Genomic DNA, 22,807 nt, shown 5'->3' on the forward strand with positions numbered 1-22,807 from the left:
TAATATATTTAGATTTAATAAAATTCTCATCTCTTTTATCTATTATAACATTATATATCCATAAAATGGATTTTAAAAAATAATTATATTTATTTAAAGTTCTTATATATTAATAAGTATTGCCTTTTAATTTGTAAAAATAACAATAGATAAATATATTTTTTAAAATTTAATAGTTTTTATTATGTAAATCGTATTTAAGTTTATAAGTAACTTGCTATAAAAAATATATAACAAGTAAGAATACTAATTATTTTATTTTAAATTAATATTAATTAAATTTATAACTAAATATATTATAATATATATTAAAATGAATTATTTTATAATTCAAAAGTTAAATAAAAAAGATTCTTATTTACCAAAATAAGAATCTTTTCTTTTTACTTCTTTCTTCTTGTCTTTGTTTTAATTCTTCTTTCTTTTCAAGAAGTAAAATTTCAGCATTACTTAATGCTTTACTTTGTAGCATTTGAGAATTTAATAAAAGTTTATTTTGTTGTTCTATTATCTCCATAAGCCTTTCAATTTCTTTATTTTTAAAATCAATAGCTTCACTTTTACTTTTAATAAGCTTTTCTAAATGCTCTATTAAACTATTTTCAACCTTACTTGAATTAGTTGAACAACCAGAGTTTAATGGATTTGAATCATCTTGAGATCTTTCAGATTCATTAAACCTTTGTTCAACCCCTTTAAGAGTATTTAAACCTTCAATTGATAGATGTTTAATCCCATCAACCATGACTATATATTGCTTTAACTCTTCTTTATTAAGTTTTTTATAAACTGCTTGTTTACTTATATTTAATTCCCTTGCAACTTGTTCAACACTATAAACCAATTCAATCATTCCTTAAATTTAATTCAACTTTACTTAATCTATTCTATAAATTGGTTTAAAAACCCTTGTAAATTAATTATTATGTAAATTATATATATTATTTAAGATAAATTAGTAAATTTAAGAATAGTAATATAAAGAGTTTTAATTAGTATATTAAACTTATATAAAGAGCTAATAAATAAACTATTAAAATATTAAAATATAAAATGTATAGAATTATAATACAATTTAAAATGAATTATTAAATAATTCATTTTGATATAAAAGAAAATAAAAGGATATTATATTTGATTAATAAAGGGATAAATTATATTTTAATCTATAAATATAATTTAAATTAGAATATGGAGTGGGGGCAAAATATGAATAGTTATATTATAAGAGAAAGTAATAGTAAAGAAGATGATTTTATTATTAATAAGATAGTGGAATATAATTTATCTAAAGTTCCAAGTAAACAGGATAATGATTTTATATGGATAAATAGAGTTATTGAAAATGAAAATAAAGAGATTATTGCAGGAATACTTAGCAAGATGTATTGTTGGAATTGTTTATATATAGATGTTTTATGGGTTAAAGAAGAGTATAGAAAAAGTGGTTTAGGATCAAAGTTAATAAAAGAAATTGAAGGCTTAGCGAAAGAAAAGAAATGTAATTTAATTCATTTAGATACTTTTGATTTTCAAGCAAAGGATTTTTATATTAAATATGGTTATGAGATTTTTGGAGTTTTAGATGAATGCCCGAAGGGACATAAAAGATATTATTTAAAAAAGAATATTTTAAATTAATTAGATATAGCAATATAAGATATATAGAATTATAATACATTTCAATATGAATTATAAAATAATTCATATTGAAATGTAAAATAATAAAGAAAAATTTATTATTAAATTTGTGGTTTAATCAGTCCACATAAGGGATATTGATTTTATATCTCTTTCAGATTCAAAGATAAATGCACATGATGTTACATATATTTCATCTAATATTTCTAAATATTTTTTACGTTTATCTGAAGCTTGTCTCCAGAGAATATATAAATCATATTCTGAATTAGAAAGAAATTCGCTTATTTCATATGCCATAGATACAGTAGTAGTATCATTTCCCATCCAATGACATAATGATCTAAAAAGATTAGATTCTTTAAGATTTTCTTTTAGATAGTTTTTATCTAATTTTCTTAACCATTTAAATTTAGTAGTGTTAGTAACATCAATATTATAGTCTGGATATTTATTTTTTAATGTATCCATAGTTTCTTTTTTTACATCCCAATTATGTTGGATCTTAATATGATCAGCTCCAGATTCTAATGCTTGATAATATTTAGCACCACTATAATTGAACAGTTCTAAAAGTTCTTCAAAGAAATTATTTTCCATATAATCACCTTCTTTAGTTTATATTAGTTATTTATATATTACACCTATGAAAAAAATAAATCTATCTAGAATATTGATAGATAGGATATATTTTAGTAAAATATTTAGTTTTTTCTTTTATGTAATTATTATGTAAAATATATATATTTTTTTATTATGAAATAAGGTATAAGATAAATGTTAGCTATTGATTTTATAGGAATACTAATTATTTATTATCTATTATATAAATATATGGATAAGTAGAACAAAGAAATTTGATAGTGATTAAACAAAAGATAAAATAAGGGGATAATTGATAAAATGGAACAAAAGAAGTTTACTTATACTTTTACTAAAGAAGAGCTTGTTTATATTTGTAAAAAGCGATTTCTAAATTTAAAAGTAAAGAATAAGAAGTTTATAGAAAAACAAGCATTAAAGAATGAAATGTTAAGAGGGGAAAGTATCTTAACTATAAATAGCAATTCTTTTGAGGTGGATAATCTTATTAATTTAAGTTTTAATGATTTAATAGAAGTGAGTTATGAAAATAAGTTATTAACTCTAAAATTTATAACTGGATTTTGGATATATATACCTGAAAGAGCCTTTAATAATATAGATGATATAAAGTTATTGATTGAAGAATTATCAGATATAGCTAAAAATAATATAGAGCAAGAAGAATTAAATCCTAGATATTATGATATAGCTGATGAAATAGTAGTAGATTCTATTTTAGAGCATTCTCAATATGAATATTTAATATCTGCTGAAAAGAATTTATTAAAGAGTAGTAATCTAAAAAGGAATTATTTTAAAAGAAGAATTTTATTTATTATTTATACTCTTATATTAACTATAATTAGTATAGGAAGTACTGTATATTCTTTTATATCAGGGGATTCCTTAGTATTTCCACAAATATTAATTTATATAATAGGATTTATTGTCCTTATTTACATTTATAGATTTATTCAAGATTGTAGGTTTAATAAAATTAGAAAAAATAATACTGGACAATATGCTAGATATAGAATTATCTTTAAAGAAAATGAAGTAAAAACTTTATATAAAGATGAATTAAAAACTTATAAGTATAAAGACCTTCAAGGAACTATACTTCAAGGTTCTGATTATATTTTAAAATTTAAAGGTGAAACTACAGAGGAAATAGTTTTTTTATCTTTACTTAAGAAACCTGAATATATGATTCAAGGAATTAAAAATAAAGTATCAAGATTTGAAAAGAAAGAAACAAAAGGAAAAAATAAATATAAAAAATGGAATGTAGCAACATTAGTTATTGTAATAATATTTATGTTTATAGGATCTTCTCCTATAAGTTTTATAAAAACAACAATGCCTAATACTTATAAAACTATGGTTATAGCTAGAAATAAGAATATATTCACTAAGATGATTAAATCAATGGCTAAGGAAGCAGGACTTCCTATACTTAATAGTTATCAAATTATATCATATAGTGGACAAAAATATGGTCTTACTGCAAATAAAAATTCTATAATTTCTATTAGTTATAGTTTAAATAATAGTTATACTCCTGTACCAAGTGATATATGTGAAGGAATCAATTTTAATAATGAAAAAAATGAATTTGTAGCAGTATTTAATAAGGAACATAAGCTTATGGCAATAATTAAACCTACAGGTAATGAGAAAATTGTAGATACTCCAAATGTTCTTAAAGATATATTAAATGGAGCTAAAACTGTTTCAAGTGGTTATGAACTTTAAATTTAATAATAAAAAACTCCCTAAAAGTAAATTTACTTTTAGGGAGTTTTTATACTTTAAAGATATTTTTATATAATCATAAATTGTTCTTTTAAAATTTAAAAATCAAGCTATTTTATCAATAATATATTAGAATGAATAAAATTATAATTCATTTGCATAAAAATATAATTTTATTCATTTTAATTTTAAAATTAATCACTCCACATAAGTGATATTGCTCTTATATTCTTTTTAGATTTAAAAATAAAAAAGGATTGTCCAAAAATAGAATTAGATTCTATTTTTGAAGACAATCACTTTTTTGTGTTTAAACAATTTTTTATAAATTTTGTTTAAAAGATAATTATGCAAAAATAAGCAAAATTTTTATACTATTATGCTAATTTTTTTAATTTATTAGGTATAAATAAAGTTGTTATAATTGCTATAGCAGCTATTATAGCTAATGTTATAAACATTTTTTCAAATCCTTGATTCATAACATGTTGATAAGTACTTTCTATTGTACTTTTTACTTTATCTAATTCTAAAAAATAAGTATTTTTCATTTGTTCTACAGCAGTTGCTGGTGAGATATTAGATCCTAAATGTCCTTTTACTCCAGCTTCTATCTTTGGTGCCATAACTGTAAATTGTTGATTTACAAAATTTCTTATTATAGAGAATATAGTTGTAACATTTGCATTTTGGAATGCGTTTATCATTGAAGAATTTCCTGCTGTAGCATTCATAGATAAAGCCATTCCATGAGCTTTAGGAAGTAATGGAATTATTTTTCCTGGTACATTTGCTCCTGTTTGAACTATAAATCCAACTAGAAGGTTTGGTGATAAAGCTATTCCTAAAGATCTTATAAGTGATAATGTTGATTGTGCTGAGCCTATTTCTTCCTTAGGTACAGAACTTTGAATTACATAATTAAGTGGTGTTCCCATTGTAAATCCTACCCCTAATCCAAGTAATGCTAATCCTATTATTAATGCGGCCATACTTAATGTTGATGTTACAATAAATGCTAGTATTAATAATCCTATTAATGAACAAACAAATCCAAATAATAAAACTATTTTAGCTGACATTTTATCTATAAGTCTTCCACCAAAAGGTGCTGCAAATCCAGAGAATAAAGCCATTAAAGTTACAAAATATCCTCCTGAACCTAATTTTAATTTTAAAACATTACTACAGAATTGAGGTAAGAATACAACTACCATAAGGCTTGCTCCAACTAAAAAGGCTATAATAAATACAGCAAGCATTTGTCTATTTTTGAAATATTTAAGATTTATTATTGGATCTTCAGCCTTAGATTCAACAAATATAAGTATAGGCAATAATATTATTGCTGCTATTAAGTAAGGATAGCATTCTATTGACTTAAAGCTTTCTCCTAAATGTATGAAATTTAAATTTGTTATAAATAACATAAGGCAAATAATAAATAATCCTGATGCTACACTTCCAGCAAGGTCCATTTTCTTCTTTATTCTTTGAACTTTAGGTATTTTTATTCTAATTAAAGCAATTAAAACTACTAAACATATAGGAATATTTATGAAAAATAATATTCCCCATCTATCAGCACCCCAAGTATCCAAAATAAATGATCCTAATGATGGTCCTATAAGAGTAGCTATTCCATTTATTCCACCAACCATTCCAAGAGCAGCTCCCCTTTTTTCTGGTGGAAAACTATTTCCTATAAATGCAGTTGCTATTGGAAGTATTCCTCCAGCACCAATAGCTTCTATTACTCTAGCAACTAATAAAAATTCATAACTTGAATAGTAATTTGATATTCCACATAGGAATGACCCTATTCCAAATATTAATATACTAATTGTAAACATTGATTTTAAGCCATTCCTATCTGCTAATTTACCTATTATAGGCATAGATACAGCATAAATTAAAGAATATAATGTTATTATCCATATACTAGCATCAGCAGAAATATGTAAGGTATTTCCCATTACAGTACGTGCTGGTGAAATTATAGCAGTATCTAATGAGCCCATAAATATCCCAGCTAAAAATATTATAAGCAATACTTTAGATGATTTCTTATTCATTTTCTTCTCCTTTGTATAAATTGAAATTTAATTTAAATAAAGTTAGGCTTTATCTAAATTTTAAAGAAAGTCTCTAGAAACCTATGTCTATAATATCTCATCCTATAAAAGTTAAGGTATTACATAAATTAGTTACTAGATAAATTCAATTTTTTAATAAATAATCTTCATGAAGTATACTATAAACTATTACCTTACGTTATGTTCAATAGTTTATTGAAAATTTTTTAAAAAAATAAGACCCATCTAAATAGTTTTAGGTCTAAATCAGGAATTAGTGCTTAAAAATAAATTTGAATTAAGTAGTATTAATAAACTAGTTTTATCCAACTTTTTATTATATATTTCATTATTCTCTGCTGTTATATATATCTTTACTCGCTAAATATTTGCTCTTTATATTAAAAAGTAAAAAGTAGTCTTGATAATAATAATCTAAGTCTATTTTTTAATATAACATTATATTTCTTTTCATTTTTAACTTTTTATACTATATATCTTCTTAGACTTGATTTAGAGAAATAACTTAACCAAATATACTGTTTATTTATAATAGATTCATCATAAAAATAATCCTTTATTATAAATTTTAATATTTTTTTATTTTACTCAAACTTAATTAGAAGAATAGCTTAGCTAAATAGCCAAGCTTATTTTATATACAGAATTATTCTATATTTTTCTTTATTTTATTAATTTATCTAATTTATATATAAATAATTAATACAAAATTAACAAAAAATATCTTTTGTATAAAATTACATAATTATTTCTTAAAAGGAACAAATTATTTAAAAATTATTATATAATTTATTTAAAAAGTATAACAAAAGATTAGAGAGGTATAAAATGAGCATATTTAAAAAACTATTTAGTAAGGCAAAACATATAAGATATGAAAATGGAGAAATTTATACTGGTGGAATTAAGGGTGGTTTAATGCATGGTAAAGGAAGATTAGAATTTCCTGATGGAAAACTTTATATGGGAGAATTTAAAAATGATAAAGTAGATGGTAGAGGCTCAATGACTTATACTGATGGTTCAGTTTACGAAGGTGAATGGAAAAATAATAAGATTCATGGAAAAGGTAAGTATACTGGCTTTGAGGGAGATATTTATATAGGTGATTGGAAAGATGGGGTACGTTCTGGAAAAGGAAAACTTATGCTTCCAAATGGTAATACTTATAATGGAGATTGGGTTAATGATTCAATGGAGGGCTTTGGTAAATATAATTGGGCTGATGGATCATTTTATGAAGGTGAATGGAAAGATAATAAGAGAGAAGGAAAAGGGATATTTGTTTTACCTGGTGAATATGCCTATGATGGTGAATTTAAAAATAATACATATACAGGTGAAGGTAAATTAATGTACTTAGATAAATATACATATTTTGGACAATTTAAAGATAATTTATTTCATGGTCATGGAACTATGATGGTAGAAAAAGAATATGTTTATATTGGTGGATGGAAAAATGGCCTAAGACATGGACAAGGGGAGTTAATGTTAAATGACGGAAGGGCTATTAGTGGTAAATGGGAAAATAATGAGTTTATAGGCTAATTTATAATAAACAAAGGATAAAAAATATATGGATATAGAAATTAAAAAAAATTTAATAGATTCTTATTTTAAATATATAAAGATAATTTTAGGGATTATTGCAGTATCTTTTATTAGTTTAATATCAATGCATTTAATCTTAGCTGCATTTTTAATAATAACAGCATCTTTAGGCTTGAGCTTTGTATGTTTTTATTACAAAAATAAAATACTAGATAAAAAGAGTTTATCATCTAAGATAATATTTTTTAGTTCTATAGTTTTAATGATTATGTTTGTAAGTCAATTTATACTTTTAAAGTATAATCTAGCATTTATAGAACCTCTTGATATTATAGTACTATTTTCACCATTATTAATACTTATAGTAAATTCTATAAATGTAGTATTAATTAATAAGTCAATTGCAAAATGGGCAGAAGAAAATTCTTTATCTATTAAAATAGGTAAATTATCTACTGCTTTATATGCTTTAATAGCTATAGGGATTTCACTTATAACTATTTTTTATATTTTCCTTATTTGCGCTTTTTCAGATGTTGATAGTAGGGATGTTCTTGTTGTTAATAATAATACTTATATAGTTACGAAGATATCATATAATTGGATGCATCCAGAAATGGTAAGTACAACTTATGATGAAGTAGTTTTTCCTGGATTTATAGTGAAAAAGGATGTTTCACCTTATTAGAAGTTTAAGATAGCATTTCTTAGTAAATTAAATTATTAGAATAGTATAGATAATTTTTCTTAAAATTAAGTAAAGTGGACAGGCTTTTTATAGTACTTTATATCTAACAGGTAGAGAAGTTGATACAGGTACATATATTAAAATTTCTAACAGTTGTTCAATGTGTAAGAGAATAATAATTAATGCTGGAATTACTTTAATGATAATAAGAGATACAGAAGAAAATTATAGTGTTATTGATGTAAATGATTGGATTGAGAATGATGAATCTCTCTTAGGAGAGTTTGGATATTAATAATAAAGTAATTAATTAAAAAATATTAGGATATAAAGATATCCTAATATTTTTTTATAAGATTTATTTAAATCAACTTATTTAAACTAGTTGAACAACCTTGTTGAATAAGTTGATTTAATATATTAAAGACAGTAATTATAAACTATATATCAAAATGAATTATATAAAAATACATTTTGGTATATAAATTTAAATAACTTTTTAGAATATCTCTAAAATATTAGTAGCTACTGTATTTCCAAAGTATTGATCATGTTCAACAAATAACATAGTAGGCTTTACATCAAGAATCATCTTTTCTATTTGTATACGGGAAATTATATCTATGAAATTTAAGGGTTCATCCCAAATATAAAGCTTTGATGGTTCACATAAACTTGCTGCAATAAGTAACTTTTTCTTTTGTCCTTCGCTCCAATCTTCTATATTCTTTTCAAATTGGGTATGCTGCACAGCTAATTGAGTTAAGCTACTTTTTAAATGTTGCTCATCTATTGCTTTATTTTTAGAGAATTCACTAAGCTTTCCTTTTAAAAAGCTTGTTTCTTGAGAAACATATGATATTTCATTTATCTTTTTTATATAACCTTTGTAATTAATTTCTTTGTCCATTAATAATTTTATAAGGCTTGATTTTCCACAACCATTTTTCCCTTTAAGCCAAAGGCGTTCTCCAGCTTTAATTGTAAAGCTTAATGGTTTTTCAAAAAGCTCTTTATCATATATTATTTGTAAATCTGCCACCTCTAATAAATTTCCTGAGTTAATATTTATATTATCTATTTTAAGTTTTTCTATTTTTTCTGTATTCTTTAATAATTGTGACTTTTCTTCTATTGCTTTTTCTTGTCTTTTTTCCAAACTCTTAGCTCTTTTCATCATTTTTGCAGCTTTATGTCCAATAAATCCTCTATCTACAGGACCATTGCCTTTTTTAGTTGCTTCTAATTTATTAGACCAGTTTGATTTTTCGTTAGCTGTTTTCTTTAATCTATTTATATTTCTGAGTAACTTTTCATTTTCTGTTTTTTCAAATTCATCTCTTCTATCAGTATTTACTTGCCATATAGAATAGTTACCCCTTTGTATATCTATATTACTTTTATTAATAGATAAAATATGACTAACAACTCTATCTAAAAGACTTCTATCATGTGAAACTAATATAAAACCATTTTTACTTTCTAAGTATTTTGCTATGCGTTCTCTTCCTTCTGTATCTAAATGATTAGTAGGTTCATCAATAAGTAAAAAGTTATTTTTCCTTAGGAATAATGCTACAAGTAATAATTTTGTCTGTTCACCAGGACTTAAAGTATTAAAAATCCTATTTAGTATTTCAGCTTCTAAACCTATTTTTCTAACTTCTTTTTCTATAATTTCATTGATAATATAGCCATCATTATTTAAAAAATTCTCTAAGACTTCACCATATTCTTTTATATATTTAGCATCGCTTGAATATTTCTCTAATTCTTTTTCCCAGCTAGTAAAAGGTGCAATAGCTTCTCTCATTACTTCTAAAGCTGTTTCATTATCATTCTTTACTTTCATAGGAAAGTAATCAAAACTTACAGGGCTTATTATTTGACCACTATATTTTAACTTTCCTTTTAACAGCTTTAGAAAAGTTGTTTTTCCTCTACCATTTCTACCTATTAGGCCTAATTTCCATTGTGTATCTATATTTAAAGAGACATTTTTAAATATATCCTCTCCATGAGTATCATATTGAAAACTTAAATTGTTTATTTTAATTTCTGCCATAAAATTTCACTCCTTTTATTGAGGAAATAAAAAAACTTCCTCATTCTAAATAGTGTTTTACTACTTAAAGATAAGAAAGTTACTACATACAAATATTATGACACACAAATAAAGGCTATAATTCCCCTATTAATTATTTCAGTTATAACATCTAATCTTATTCCTAACTTTAAGTAGTTTTTTAGGCTTGCTTAATAAGACATCTCTATTGATGCCTAAAAACCTAATTAAACTATTTTATTGTTATTTTGAATAAGATTAATTGTTCATTTTATCTGATCACCTCTATGACTATTTTTTATTATTATAATTCTTTTATAATTTGATTACAAGAGAATATATTAATCGTATTTAGTTGAATAGCTTAAATTTTTACAAAAACATAACTTATTATTTTTTTACTAAACAACATCACAATAAACTGCAATATTTTTGCCATATTTTAAGGTGAATTGCTAACTTTGTGATGAAATTAGATATTTTGTTGTTTAATTTTAGTTTATAAATACTATATTTCAATAAATAGATTATTTTGGAATGTGAATTTTAAAATAAATTTTATCTAATATAATTTTATAAAAGTTTTTATAAAACTTAAATATCAATTTAGGGGGTAACTAATGAATAAAAAGTTATTTTTAAAATTAGGATTAGGAGTAGGAGTAATAGTAACAATATCATCAGCAGCACTTATTTCAGATGGACAAAAAAATAATTCAACAAAAGAAATTGAAGTTTCAAAATCAGATACAGATTCCTTAGATTCAAATACTCAAGCTTTAGTAGCAGAAGATGGGGGGAGTGTCTCTTCTTCTACAAATTTAAAAGATTCTAAATTTGAAAAAACTCAAGAAAACACTAAAGGAAAAACTCAACAAAATGTTCAACAAAATACTCAACAGAACGTACAAGAAAACACTCAACAAAATGCTCAACAAGAAGAGCTTGAAAAAGAGTATTATACTATAATCAAAGATGCTTGGCAAAGACAAAAAGACTATGTTGATTCTATTGAAGATCCTTGGATAAAATAATCAGTGCAAACACCTTTTGCTGCAGCTTTTGCAGAGTCAAGTCGATTACTTTTAGAATATCCTGAAAATATTGAAATTATAAAGAGAAGTTTAAAAAAAGTTGTTAATGGTGAATAAGCTAGAAGATAATTTAAAGTATTAAAACTTAAAGAACTAAGATGAATATATCAAATATCAAGTGTTTGTATCTAAGGTTACAGAAAATATAGATAATAAAATGCAGTATTAATTAGTATTTAATCCTGCATTTTTTATTATACAACTGATTTTTTGGAATAGTTAAGAATTAATATCCTAATGTAAAAAAATAAAAGTTATAATATTTATATATAGTTTTTAGTTCAAAACTTAGAATATTTTATATGTAGATATTGTAAATTACGAAGATTAATATGTAGATAATAAATTTTATTTTAATGTTTGATATATGAGATTTAAGTATGTTTATACAGAGTATTATTTAATAGATATAGAGAGTAAATTATATAAAGCCTTTTATTTTAATCTTATTAATTATCTTAACTTTTTAAAAATATTAATATCCCAATGATCCATATACTGCTTATAGAAATTAATTGATAAATATTAAAGTTTATAGTTGATTCAAATATCAAGTTATAAAATGGTATATAAAGTATTTTTAATATTAATGGTGAAAAGAGAATAACCATTAATCCTATAATTCTATTAATATAATTTATCATTTAATCCTCCTAATGAATGTTAAATCTATTTAATTATATCAGATATACCTAGAATTTTCTTAATATTTACAATTAATTAATTTACATTCTATAAAATTTAACCACACTCATATTGTTATTAATAATATATAGATAATGACATAGAATAACTGATAAAATAGATATTCTGTTTTTGATAAAAATGATGATGATCTGTAAGATTATTTAAAGAGAAAAGATTTTTATTTTGGAAAAGTTAAAAAGCTATTGTAATTTCTGATAATAATTAAGAAAGAGGAGATATAAAAGTGAATTAAGAAAAGTTTAGGTGATAGTATTAATTGGACAAGTTTATTAAGAGAAATAGAGGATTTAGGCAAAGGAATCCTTGTAGAAATAAAATAATTTAATAAGGAAATGAAAAAATTTGATTAATAGTGTTAGAAGAGGTTTGTATTAAATATATACAAACCTCTTCTATTATATAAAAATTTATTTTAATATATAGTATATAATTTAAGAGTTAGAAATATAGCAGCGATTATTTTTAGAGTATAGAAAAGGAGAAACAAATGAAAAAGTTATTAGATTTCTTAGAAGAGTTAAGGGATAAGTATAAAGAAGAATATTTATATAATGAAAAATGGGAAAGTACAAGCATAGATATGGTTGTAAGTAGAGAGGATAAATATAAAATAGCCCAAATAATAGTAGAGGAAAAAGTAAAATTAAGATATATATATATAATGGTTGATTGGGTAGAGCCATATCCATATATAAATACGATTAAATTATATAAAGAGATGATGAAATCTCTAAATGTTATAGTATCCGCATCTTTAGACCTTTTGGAAAAAATGATTTATGCTGAAGGTGGAGAAAGGTATAAAAGATTTCTTGAAGAATATAAGGAATCTAAGATATTAAAAGATGAGTATACAATGAATGATGAAGAATATAGAGAATATAGTGAAAAACAAAATTGTAATTTAAGGAACTTAATGAGTTTGTAAAGAAAAATAATAGTAAAAAAGAATGTTTATTTATTTCAGTTATAACATCTAATCTTATTCCTAAGTTTAAGTAGTTTTTTTAGGTTTATGTAATAAGACATCTCCATTGATGTCTTAAAACCTAATTAAACTATTTTTTATTATTATAATTTGACTGCAAGAGAATATATTAATTAATTTAAAATAATATATAAATCTTTTTTAATTTAATACTAGTTTATATATTTAATCCTAATATCTTTTTTAAAATTATTATGCATATTTAAATGCATAATAAATAACATATAGCCAACTAAATATTCCATGAATTATAGCCCAAGGTATGGACTTCCAAGCAGTATAAGATATAATCATTGCTAGACAAGAACCAAAGGAAACTCCTGATTTTACAGTGTTTTTTATAGTACTAGAGCTTTTTTCTTTTTTATAATATCTAATCTCTTCTTTATAAGAGCCTGAATCATCTGATATATTATTAATCTCATTTTCATTATCTTTAAACATTTAAATTCCCCCTAAAATATTAATAAATTAGTTTTTATATATTAATTTATAGATGTTTATTATAATATTCTCCTGCAGAACATATTATAATCACTTCTAAGATACTTAATGATGCAATAAGGAGTGCTACCCAATAGTAATTTAAAAATATCATAAGTATAGTAATAAATAATTTTATAAAAATCATAATATTATTTGATGCAAAATGAGCCTTATATCTAATCAGGGTATTTCTCTCATCATTTATTTCTATATCTTCTAAGTGTTTTTCATCCTTACTAAGTACAAAAAATGATATTACTATTAGCCCAATTGCAGCTATTGTAAATATAATTGATAATGTTTTTTTATCCATTAGTTTATATACTAATAAGCCTAGCATTTGTAGTGTTATTCCTATAATCACTAATATGGTCTGTAAGTTTTTTTTGTTTTTCATTTTTATTCCCCCTCATAAATAAAAATTTCTTCAATAGACATCTTAAAGTATCTAGCTATTTTAAAAGCTAATATTATAGATGGATTATATCTCCCATTTTCTAATGAGCCTATTGTTTGTCTTGAGACCTCTAAATCCATTGCAAGCTTCTCTTGGCTAATACCATTTAGTTTCCTTATTTCTTCTAGTTTATTTTTCATCCTATACCCCTTTTACAATAAAATGGAAAGTTCACTTTAAGTAATTGTATTATTTTACCATGTTAATGTCAAGCTTACTTTCCATTAGTTTGTTTTAAATAAATTGGATTATATTATAATTCAATTTCATTTTTTATAATTTAATTTTATTAAATGCTTATTTTAACTTATATTAAACTTTTGATTAAACCTTTTTCAATCTGATTTAAAGCTTAATTAAACTAGTTTCAACCTTTTAAACCTTAGTTTAATATAAAAAAATGATTTAACTAAAATTAATTATTTGCTAAATCATTTCTTATTGTTTTATTGTCCTAAGCAGCTCTTTTTAAAATTATTTATTCCACCAAGGTCAGTTAATCTATAAATATGATAAGCAGGGTAAAAGGTATCAACATAAAGATCTATTCCAAGAACTATAGCTCTAATACAAAAATGTCTATCTTCTCCCCAAAATGAAACATTATATATAGGGTCAAAGCTTATAGGTTTTTCTAAGGCTGATTTAGATATTAAAGTACAAGCTCCAAGTCCTCCAACTTTATATGTTCCAGCTGTTCTTAGCATTTTAAGAAATTCATCTGTTTTTTGATTTATTTGCTCCTGATTTAAAACTACGCCAGGTTCTGAGTCATAAAGAGTATAAACATCTTTCATCCATACTTGTGGCAGCTCACTTGCTCCTGGAACCCATCTTGTCCAAAATATATTAGCCACTATTTCTTTGTTTGTAGATATTAATCTTTTTAATGTTTTAGGGTGAAGAACTATATCAGAATCTATAAAAAATAGATAATCAAAATTTTCTTTTCTTGCTACTTCAATTATTGAATTTTTAAAATTTGCTACTTTTGATACTAAATCATTTGACCAAATATGGGTTACTTGAGTACATATATATTGAGAATCATAAGTACTATCAATTATTCTTGTGCCTTTAACTTCATCTTTAAATGCTTTTAAAACAGCTTTTGACTCCTCATCTTTATTATCATCAATAAAATAGTATTCAACTGTTAAATCATCTTTCTCGAGCCCTTTTAATGATGTTAAAAACTCTTTTAATATATTGGGATTTTGATGTATGGGACTTCCAATTAATACTTTAGTCATAGTAGACCTCCTAAATTAATTTTTTATTGGAATTCTTTGAATAGACTAGCTTTACACCTACTTTGTAAGAATACAGTATCTAAAGCTAGAATAAGAATATATAGATAGAGATTTTAATAAAGATATAGTTTACTAATATATTTTTTAATTAAGATTTGTATTTATCCCATTCAACTATTGGTTGAATAGATAGTTTACTAATATATTTCTTATTAACCCCCATCATTATATTAGTATAGAAATTTAAAGATAAAGGTGCTAATAAACACAAGTTTGGATTTATTTATATATTATAAAGTAAAAATCTTTACAAGAGAGTTTTTATGGAGGGATTAATAATATGGCAGTTATCTATAATGAAAGATTATGTTATGATATGAATTTTAGTGATGAGAAATATTATAAACAGAAAAAAGATAATGATTGTGTAAGAGAAAAATATAAATGTGATTTAAACATAGTAAAGGAATCTGGGTATTTAAATAAGACAGTAGATTTAGAGCTAGATTCTTGTAAAACTGAAAAAGCTTTAAATGTTGAAATAGGAAAAAAAGATTTTTTAAGAGTTTATGGAACAGTTAGAGATTCTAAAGGCGAGGCAGCAAAAGAAAAAAGAGTTACTTTATTTAAATCAATGCTTTTTAACTATAAGACAGAATATATTCCTATTTGTGATATGGTAACTGATGAGAATGGTGTATATGAAACTATTTTAGATAATTTAAATCCAGAAGATCATTATATGGTTAAAGTTAGTGATTAGAAATATTTAAGTATTTATTATTAAAGTTTATAGATGGATTATAAACTTGTTAAATTCATCTATAAATTTTACTTTAAATTTAGAATATCTTTTTATGCTATTTGGAATGTAGATGGAGAGTGGTATTGTTGGAAAAAGATAGAGATATTATAAAGAAAGTTGATTACTTAGTGGAAAGGTGTAATTTAGAAGATTTAGTAGATATAAGTTTAAAAGCTAATATTAAAGAAATTGATAAAGATGACTCTTTTATTTATAAACTAAGTATTAAAAATAATAGTGATAAAGATATTTTTGATTTAAATATCTTTCAAGACTTAGAAAAGAATATTAGAGTTAGAAATATTATTTTAGATTCTAAAGATATTATATCTAATAGAAGAGATAATTTATTAAATAATTTTTATATTGATAGATTAAAGGCAAAGGAAAGAAAGGATATAGATATAGTAGTGGATTTTAAAGAATTTGCTAGTATTGATTATATAAAAAGTAATGTAAAGCTTAAGGCAAAATATTTTGATAATGATAATTGTGCAAATAATATCTTATTAAGATCAAAGCCGTGTAATATAGGATTTAAAACACCTGAAGTTAATTTAATTAAAGAATGTTTTGTTAGTGAAGCTATAGTGGGGGACATAGTAGAGTTTTCTATTATAGTTGAAAATACAGGCGATTTAGATGTAGAAAATGTTGTTGTAAAGGATATATTAAAAGAAGAATTAGAGTTTGTAAAAGGAAGCATTAAAATAGATAATATCCCTTGTAAAGATGAAAATATCTTATCTGGAGTTGATATAGGATTTTTAGGTAAATATTCTAGAAAGCAAATCTTATTTAAAGCTAAGGTATTATCACGCCCTAGAAATAGAGTTATAAAGAATATATCTGTTGCTCAGTATAGATATAGATTATCTTGTGACAATAAGTTAAGAGATGGTGAGGTTATAAGTAATGAAAATTTCCTTGATGTAGATATTGCACAAGTAGATATAGTTAAAAAGATTGATAAAAAATCAGTTTCACTTGGAGAAAAGGTTCTTGTTTCTGTTGATATTATTAATAATGGAACTTTAGAGGCTGTAAATTTATTATTAGCTGAAAGTATAAGTCCCTTATTTGAAGTAGCTGATAAAAGAATAGTAATAGATGGACATATAATAAATAACATAGATTTATCAAAAGGTATTTTGATTGGTGATTTAAAAGTTGGGCATAAAAGACGTATAAGTTATATGCTTAAATATACTAAAGCAGGAGAGTGTAGTGTAGCTTATGATAAAAGTACTTTAAGTTATTATTATAGACAAAAATCAGGATTAATTTTTGAAGGGGATATACTTACAAATAATTTAGAAATAATTACAAACATAAATAATTTTAAATATATTTCAATATCAGATAAGCTTTTTAAAGAACATTGTAATCCTGAAATTTTAGAAATAGATAATCTTAATTCAAATATTAAAATACTTGGATACCATCTTGTAAAGACCATAAAAAATAAATCTAATGATGGACAAATCTTAACAGGAAATAAAATTGTCTTTAATGCATTAGTTACTTTAACTGTTGAATATACAGCAAAGGAAGATAATTTAGTTTATACATTTACAAGAAAAATTCCTATTTCAAGCTTTTTAATATTACCAGAGGACTTTAAGCTTGGAAGTAGTATAAAACTTGATTATAAGATAGAACATATTAACTTTAAAAAGAGAGATGATGCTTCACTTTATTTTAATATATGTGTACTTTTCCTTGCTAAGATTAAAACTTATAAATCTTAATAAAAAAAGCTCTTTTAAGGGCTTTTTTTTTATTTTAACCTTTTAAGCTTTACTTTTTTATATAATGAATTTATATTTTATGGTGACACTATATATAAATATGTAGATTTTAAATATAAAAAAGTTTGAAGTTTAGCTTTAATTTAGTTAGTATATATTTAGTATTAATATTTGAGTATTAATACTCGGATTATTATAAATACATATTAATTATTTGTAAAGTACAATAAGTATTTATAGTTATGGAGGTAGTTAAGATTGACAAAAGAAACTAAAGTGACAATTGAAACATTTATTTTAGGTTTAGCACTTGGAATATTTATGTTTATCCCTTGTTGGGTTCATGGATCAGTATGGGCAGGAGTTGCTCTAGCCTTATTAGAAATTGTAAGTGCAATGTTCCTTGGAAGATTTATGCTAAGAGAGAATTAATTTATACTAAAAGACCGTAAAGGTCTTTTTTTATTTTTAAATTTATAACCTAGTATTGGAACTATACACTTGTTTTTTCTTTAACAAGAAGAAAACAATAATTAAGTAAAAAAAAAGAAATAATAAATTTTAAGGCAAGTTTTTTTTATAGTATTAGTAATTTTTATTTTAAATTATTTAAATATAAAAATTATCTTTAATATAATTTAAAAATTTATATTCCCAATTTATGTATTAACAAATTATTTTTATTTATGATTATAATAATAAAAGTATTATGTATTAATTATTAGGGTTATACTATCAGTAATTAAAATAATTCTAATAATATTAATATAATCAATAATAAACTAAATTTAAATATATTAAAGACAATTTATTATTTTATAAAACTGTATATTCATATGTTACAGTTGTTTTTAAATCTTAATTACTTTCTTAAATTATTTTAGTAAAATAGAATATATAAATTGTCATTATATATTAAATATTTTAACTAAGGAGGAAAAGACATTGAGAAGTAAAAAATTAAGGTCAATAGTTGCTATGGCTGCTATGACTGGCTTAGTTTCTATGGCTTCTAATGGACATACAACAAAGAAGATAGATAAAAAATTATTAGCTTCAAATGAAATTGCATCTAATAATTCGTCTAGTAGTAGTATAAATCCAAATGATTTAAATATTCAGATTAGTAATATTAGTGTTACTAAGGAATCAGCTAATGGATTTACTAATAATACTGATTATGTACCTGAAAATAGTATTCCTAAGACAACTAATATAGCTACTAGTAATACAGAAATGGTTTACAAAATAGCTGTATCTTTAAGTAGTAAGACAGGTAAACTTTATAAAGTACCTAAATTATATTTAACTGCTAATCCTTTTGCACAGTATATGGATAAAAATTCTAATGATCCAAAGGAAAAGCAGGCAGCAGAAGAAATAGTAAAATCTATTAATATGCAATTAGGTCAATTAAAAAATTTAAATAGTACTTCTACTTTTGTTATAACAGCTATATTAAGAGTGGGAAGTTCAGATTGGGATGTAAATGTAAATCCTAATATTGAGTTACATGCAGTTGTTGGAGATAAAGAAAAGGTTGTTCCTGTACAAGTACCTGATATAAGACTTACAAATCATTATACTGATACTGTATATGCTGGAATTCAAATAGCACATTCAGAAAAAAATAAACATGAAAGTTATCTAGATATTGGTTTTAATAATGCCAATACTTCAGAAAATACTCCTGGAATATATAATCCAGCTAATTATAAGCCTCAATCTATAACTTTTAAAATAAATAATCCTGATCCAAAAGATATTGATATAATACCTTTAAATGTTGCAGGATTTAGTACAAATCCAGATGGAACTTATACAGTGGATTATAGATTAATAGGTCAGGTAAATAGATTATTTAAAGTAATTACAAAAACAAATGGAGTTCTTAATAAGGAAATTACCGTAACTCCAATAAGTGAAAAATATAATACTAATATAGATTTAAATAAAACAACATCATTTAATTATGATTCAGCTTCAGCTACATTAACTCAAAATGCTATAGGAAATAGTTTTACTATGTCACAAGATACAAGAGCTAGTGGTTGGTATGCACCTTATGATACTTTTTCTTCAGAGCTTAGTGCTGGAATACCTGGAAAGTATAAGATTTATTCTGGGTCATTACTTTCAAATGGAAATATTGTAGTTGTAGATGGAAAAGATTTTATAGGACTTAAACCTCAAACTTATGTTAGTTTAAATCAAAATGCAGAAAATATATTCCTAACTGGAACTCCTACTGAAAAAGCTAATCTTTTTCAAAGAATAGTTAATGGGGATATGACTGGAATTGGTGAATCATTCTCATATGATCAAATACTTCAAATGTATAAAAGTGGAGAAAAAATTCCTACTCTAAACTTTACATATAAATCTGAAGATTATAATGGAAACCCACTAAAAATGGTAGGTTATTATCATGAAATACCTACAACAGGCTCTTGGACTCCTGTAATTAATAGAGTGTTTACACTTGGAGTTTTACAAGGTAATTATAGTAAACAAGAAAAAGAAAATATGGCAAATGCTATTGGTAATGGTGGTTTACCTAGTGATACTATAATTAAAAATAATGGTGAATTTTCTGGCTTTTTATTAAGTCCACCTAATAATATTACTAATCAAGATTTAGATGAATCTAAGCCTGGAGAAACACCGGCAGGAAATGGTACTTATCATAGTAATGAAGTTAGATATGGAAGTATATCACATGATATATCTAGTGTTGTTACTTATGCTTGTGAAAAAATTACTACAACAATAGATACTCCTAAGGGTTCTGGGAATATAATTCAAAACCATCCAGTAAGTTGGTTAGATAGTTCTCATAAGTTTTATTTCTATATATATGGTTATGGTTCAGGAGTTACAGAACAATATACTAAAAATACTGTTTTAGAAGTTAATATGGGTGCTCCTTTTGTTTTAACTTCACCAGTAACTATAAATGGAGTAACAGTTCCACAAGAAAATTGTAAGATAGAAGGAAATAAATTATTTATAAAATTTCCTCAAAGATTTAATATGAGTCCACAACCAACAGTTGAATTTGATGCTCATTATATTACATTTGGACCACAAACAATAACAGTTTCAGGGCGTTTAGTAGGTAAAACAGGTGATCAAGGAATTGTTTATAATTATAATAATAATCCGAATTCAAGTCAGCTTACTGGAGGAGCTACTGGTCAGGTAATATTAACAAATCATCAAGTTTTAACTGGAGATACTTCAAGTGATTGTATGCATTATGCAAATGATATAGATTCTAATGATAATGTAACTCTTACAGATGTTATTCATAATGGTAAATATACAACTAAAGAATATCTTGTAGTTGGACAAATTCCAACAGCTGGTTCAGATAATTTACCAGGGAATGAAGGTTCACCTGGTGTTGGAGGGCTTGGAAGTAAGCTTTTATCATTAGATACGCATGGTGTGCCAACATGGGTATTACCTAAATCAGCGTTAAATTCTACTAATCAAAAAATATTAGATGATCCAGATGCTCTTGATTTAAAAGGAATGCTTCAATATATTGAAAGTCCAGAAAGTGGATGGGTTAAATATGTTCCAGGAGAAACAGATTTATCAGATATGATTGCTTATGCTGTAACTCCTACAATAGAGCCAGGACAAGATTATATATTAGATTATCAGGTTCATTTAACAGGAATAACACCAAATAATTATCAAATAGTTAACTCAGCTTTTAAATACTATATTCCTACTGATGAAGTAGGTTCAACAAGTAATATTGTTAACTTAACTCCACCTGGAGAAAATCTATCATATGATTGGATTTCAAAAGTAGTTGATTCAGATGGACATGCATTACCAAATAATGTTTTAAATAATACTGTTGATTATAATGGTCATAAAATTTCATTAAATGATCTTATAGGTCATGGAGCAGATAATGATGGTAATTTTGATTTAACACCAACTGAATTACAAAATAAAGTTGATTTAGCAACTAATAAAGAAGCTATGCAAAAACTTGGTTATAAATTAGATGGTATATATGTTAATGGACAACAAGTATCTAAAGAATGGTTTGAAACTGTTGGAATACTTGATAATAGTACATTAACACATATAAAATTTGTAATATCAAAAACTTATACAGATACAGTTAAAGTAGTTAATAAGGAAAATCAAGAACTTGTTCCTGAAAATTCAGTATCTGGAACACCAGGAAGTGATACAGATTTAAAGACTCCCGATATACCAAAGGGGTATCATATAGAAAGTATTACTGATGGAAATAGTAAAATAATTACTGAACTTCCTAAAATATTTGGAGATAAAAATGAAATTATAATTTATCATGTAGTTAAAGATCCTAGTACAACAGTTGCTGAAGTTTACAAGGATGGAACTGATGTTGTTCCAATTAAAACAACATTAAATGCTCCTAATACTAAAGTAGATACAGCAATTCCAGAACTACCAAATGGATATCAAATTATTAAGATAACTGTTAACGGCAAAGTAGTTTCACAAAGTGAAGTTCCAACTGTTCAAAGTGCAGATAATCAAAGTATTGTTTATACAATAGATAAGATGCCAACTGATACAGTTAAAGTTGTTTATAACAATAAAGATCTTATACCAGCAGTTTCAAAGACCGGTAAAACAGGAACAGAAACAAGACTTAAAACACCAGAAATTCCAAAGGGATATCATGTAGTAAGTATTACTAATGGAAATGGTGAAAAAGTTAGTGAAGTACCAACTGTATTTGGAAATAGTGATAATACAACAATTTATCATGTAGAAAAAGATATTACAGATAAAGTTTATATTGATGTTAAAACTGAATCAGGAACTGTTTTAACTCCAAGCCATGAAGTAGCAAGTGGGGCA

Annotated in this window: 20 protein-coding genes; 11 read left to right on the plus strand and 9 right to left on the minus strand. The window is 24.3% G+C overall.

All coding sequences use genetic code 11. The features are described from left to right. Window positions 1-358: 358 nt before the first annotated feature. Window positions 359-853: a helix-turn-helix domain-containing protein gene (locus BN8917_RS01995; protein WP_235829966.1), complete on the minus strand. Its 495-nt coding sequence runs from the start codon at window positions 851-853 to the stop codon at window positions 359-361. A gap of 356 nt (window positions 854-1,209) precedes the next feature. On the opposite strand from BN8917_RS01995, the gene BN8917_RS02000 reads away from it, so the two are divergent. Continuing rightward, window positions 1,210-1,641, plus strand: coding sequence for a GNAT family N-acetyltransferase (locus BN8917_RS02000; protein ID WP_066869920.1), 432 nt, complete (start codon window positions 1,210-1,212; stop codon window positions 1,639-1,641). Window positions 1,642-1,755: 114 nt separating this feature from the next. Here the strand turns inward: BN8917_RS02000 and BN8917_RS02005 are convergent, their stop codons facing one another. Continuing rightward, complete coding sequence (locus BN8917_RS02005) at window positions 1,756-2,241, minus strand: hypothetical protein (protein WP_066869923.1); 486 nt, start codon at window positions 2,239-2,241, stop codon at window positions 1,756-1,758. A gap of 303 nt (window positions 2,242-2,544) precedes the next feature. On the opposite strand from BN8917_RS02005, the gene BN8917_RS02010 reads away from it, so the two are divergent. Next, window positions 2,545-3,981: a hypothetical protein gene (locus BN8917_RS02010; RefSeq protein ID WP_066869926.1), complete on the plus strand. Its 1,437-nt coding sequence runs from the start codon at window positions 2,545-2,547 to the stop codon at window positions 3,979-3,981. 377 nt (window positions 3,982-4,358) lie between these two features. Here the strand turns inward: BN8917_RS02010 and BN8917_RS02015 are convergent, their stop codons facing one another. Beyond that, on the minus strand, window positions 4,359-6,056 hold the full coding sequence (locus BN8917_RS02015) for an MFS transporter (RefSeq protein WP_066869929.1): 1,698 nt from the start codon (window positions 6,054-6,056) through the stop codon (window positions 4,359-4,361). 849 nt (window positions 6,057-6,905) lie between these two features. On the opposite strand from BN8917_RS02015, the gene BN8917_RS02020 reads away from it, so the two are divergent. The 3 genes from BN8917_RS02020 to BN8917_RS14685 all read left to right on the plus strand — a co-directional run bounded on the left by BN8917_RS02020 (window position 6,906) and on the right by BN8917_RS14685 (window position 8,614). After that, window positions 6,906-7,628 (plus strand): MORN repeat-containing protein, encoded by a 723-nt coding sequence (locus tag BN8917_RS02020; RefSeq protein WP_066869932.1) that lies wholly within the window; start codon window positions 6,906-6,908, stop codon window positions 7,626-7,628. 28 nt (window positions 7,629-7,656) lie between these two features. After that, on the plus strand, window positions 7,657-8,319 hold the full coding sequence (locus tag BN8917_RS02025) for a hypothetical protein (RefSeq protein ID WP_066869935.1): 663 nt from the start codon (window positions 7,657-7,659) through the stop codon (window positions 8,317-8,319). Between the two features lie 160 nt (window positions 8,320-8,479). Further along, window positions 8,480-8,614: a hypothetical protein gene (locus BN8917_RS14685; RefSeq protein ID WP_265327628.1), complete on the plus strand. Its 135-nt coding sequence runs from the start codon at window positions 8,480-8,482 to the stop codon at window positions 8,612-8,614. Between the two features lie 204 nt (window positions 8,615-8,818). Here the strand turns inward: BN8917_RS14685 and abc-f are convergent, their stop codons facing one another. Beyond that, window positions 8,819-10,384, minus strand: coding sequence for a ribosomal protection-like ABC-F family protein (gene abc-f, locus BN8917_RS02030; RefSeq protein WP_066869938.1), 1,566 nt, complete (start codon window positions 10,382-10,384; stop codon window positions 8,819-8,821). A gap of 620 nt (window positions 10,385-11,004) precedes the next feature. On the opposite strand from abc-f, the gene BN8917_RS02035 reads away from it, so the two are divergent. Beyond that, complete coding sequence (locus tag BN8917_RS02035; RefSeq protein WP_066869941.1) at window positions 11,005-11,418, plus strand: hypothetical protein; 414 nt, start codon at window positions 11,005-11,007, stop codon at window positions 11,416-11,418. Window positions 11,419-11,936: 518 nt separating this feature from the next. Here BN8917_RS02035 and BN8917_RS02040 read toward each other — a convergent pair. Then, the gene (locus tag BN8917_RS02040) at window positions 11,937-12,122 is read right to left on the minus strand and encodes a hypothetical protein (protein WP_066869943.1); all 186 of its coding nucleotides are present in this window, start codon (window positions 12,120-12,122) and stop codon (window positions 11,937-11,939) included. 551 nt (window positions 12,123-12,673) lie between these two features. On the opposite strand from BN8917_RS02040, the gene BN8917_RS02045 reads away from it, so the two are divergent. Then, window positions 12,674-13,114, plus strand: a complete 441-nt coding sequence (locus BN8917_RS02045) for a hypothetical protein (protein ID WP_066869947.1) — start codon at window positions 12,674-12,676, stop codon at window positions 13,112-13,114. 252 nt (window positions 13,115-13,366) lie between these two features. Here the strand turns inward: BN8917_RS02045 and BN8917_RS02050 are convergent, their stop codons facing one another. The 4 genes from BN8917_RS02050 to BN8917_RS02065 form a co-directional block, all read right to left on the minus strand. Beyond that, window positions 13,367-13,618 carry a hypothetical protein gene (locus tag BN8917_RS02050; protein ID WP_341472951.1) on the minus strand — a complete coding sequence of 84 codons (252 nt, stop codon included), beginning with the start codon at window positions 13,616-13,618 and terminating at the stop codon, window positions 13,367-13,369. Window positions 13,619-13,664: 46 nt separating this feature from the next. Beyond that, window positions 13,665-14,057, minus strand: coding sequence for a hypothetical protein (locus BN8917_RS02055; protein ID WP_066869950.1), 393 nt, complete (start codon window positions 14,055-14,057; stop codon window positions 13,665-13,667). A 2-nt stretch (window positions 14,058-14,059) separates the two neighbouring features. Next, on the minus strand, window positions 14,060-14,257 hold the full coding sequence (locus BN8917_RS02060) for a helix-turn-helix transcriptional regulator (RefSeq protein WP_066869953.1): 198 nt from the start codon (window positions 14,255-14,257) through the stop codon (window positions 14,060-14,062). A 306-nt stretch (window positions 14,258-14,563) separates the two neighbouring features. Next, a complete protein-coding gene (locus BN8917_RS02065) occupies window positions 14,564-15,370 on the minus strand; it encodes a glycosyltransferase family 2 protein (RefSeq protein WP_066869956.1) in 807 nt (268 codons plus the stop codon). A 340-nt stretch (window positions 15,371-15,710) separates the two neighbouring features. Between BN8917_RS02065 and BN8917_RS02070 the strand changes: the two genes are divergently transcribed. From BN8917_RS02070 to BN8917_RS02080, 4 genes are all read left to right on the plus strand, one after another. Further along, window positions 15,711-16,133, plus strand: coding sequence for a hypothetical protein (locus tag BN8917_RS02070; RefSeq protein ID WP_066869959.1), 423 nt, complete (start codon window positions 15,711-15,713; stop codon window positions 16,131-16,133). A gap of 128 nt (window positions 16,134-16,261) precedes the next feature. Further along, window positions 16,262-17,926 carry a DUF11 domain-containing protein gene (locus tag BN8917_RS02075; RefSeq protein ID WP_066869963.1) on the plus strand — a complete coding sequence of 555 codons (1,665 nt, stop codon included), beginning with the start codon at window positions 16,262-16,264 and terminating at the stop codon, window positions 17,924-17,926. 258 nt (window positions 17,927-18,184) lie between these two features. Next, window positions 18,185-18,358 carry a hypothetical protein gene (locus tag BN8917_RS14305; RefSeq protein ID WP_159426720.1) on the plus strand — a complete coding sequence of 58 codons (174 nt, stop codon included), beginning with the start codon at window positions 18,185-18,187 and terminating at the stop codon, window positions 18,356-18,358. Between the two features lie 513 nt (window positions 18,359-18,871). Next, window positions 18,872-22,807, plus strand: a 3,936-nt coding sequence (locus BN8917_RS02080; protein ID WP_141668650.1) for a hypothetical protein, incomplete at its 3' end; no start/stop codon positions are given.

Source organism: Clostridium mediterraneense (genome assembly GCF_900091705.1).
Lineage (GTDB): Bacteria > Bacillota > Clostridia > Clostridiales > Clostridiaceae > Sarcina > Sarcina mediterraneense.

Bases quoted from the DNA above. Each gene is read 5' to 3' on its own strand.
- BN8917_RS01995 (WP_235829966.1), bottom strand. From the start codon at position 853: ATGATTGAATTGGTTTATAGTGTTGAACAAGTTGCAAGGGAATTAAAT.
- BN8917_RS02000 (WP_066869920.1), top strand. From the start codon at position 1,210: ATGAATAGTTATATTATAAGAGAAAGTAATAGTAAAGAAGATGATTTT.
- BN8917_RS02015 (WP_066869929.1), bottom strand. From the start codon at position 6,056: ATGAATAAGAAATCATCTAAAGTATTGCTTATAATATTTTTAGCTGGG.
- BN8917_RS02060 (WP_066869953.1), bottom strand. From the start codon at position 14,257: ATGAAAAATAAACTAGAAGAAATAAGGAAACTAAATGGTATTAGCCAA.
- BN8917_RS02005 (WP_066869923.1), bottom strand. From the start codon at position 2,241: ATGGAAAATAATTTCTTTGAAGAACTTTTAGAACTGTTCAATTATAGT.
- abc-f (WP_066869938.1), bottom strand. From the start codon at position 10,384: ATGGCAGAAATTAAAATAAACAATTTAAGTTTTCAATATGATACTCAT.
- BN8917_RS02035 (WP_066869941.1), top strand. From the start codon at position 11,005: ATGAATAAAAAGTTATTTTTAAAATTAGGATTAGGAGTAGGAGTAATA.
- BN8917_RS02045 (WP_066869947.1), top strand. From the start codon at position 12,674: ATGAAAAAGTTATTAGATTTCTTAGAAGAGTTAAGGGATAAGTATAAA.
- BN8917_RS02070 (WP_066869959.1), top strand. From the start codon at position 15,711: ATGGCAGTTATCTATAATGAAAGATTATGTTATGATATGAATTTTAGT.
- BN8917_RS02065 (WP_066869956.1), bottom strand. From the start codon at position 15,370: ATGACTAAAGTATTAATTGGAAGTCCCATACATCAAAATCCCAATATA.
- BN8917_RS02025 (WP_066869935.1), top strand. From the start codon at position 7,657: ATGGATATAGAAATTAAAAAAAATTTAATAGATTCTTATTTTAAATAT.
- BN8917_RS02040 (WP_066869943.1), bottom strand. From the start codon at position 12,122: ATGATAAATTATATTAATAGAATTATAGGATTAATGGTTATTCTCTTT.
- BN8917_RS14685 (WP_265327628.1), top strand. From the start codon at position 8,480: ATGTGTAAGAGAATAATAATTAATGCTGGAATTACTTTAATGATAATA.
- BN8917_RS02055 (WP_066869950.1), bottom strand. From the start codon at position 14,057: ATGAAAAACAAAAAAAACTTACAGACCATATTAGTGATTATAGGAATA.
- BN8917_RS02050 (WP_341472951.1), bottom strand. From the start codon at position 13,618: ATGTTTAAAGATAATGAAAATGAGATTAATAATATATCAGATGATTCA.
- BN8917_RS02020 (WP_066869932.1), top strand. From the start codon at position 6,906: ATGAGCATATTTAAAAAACTATTTAGTAAGGCAAAACATATAAGATAT.
- BN8917_RS02010 (WP_066869926.1), top strand. From the start codon at position 2,545: ATGGAACAAAAGAAGTTTACTTATACTTTTACTAAAGAAGAGCTTGTT.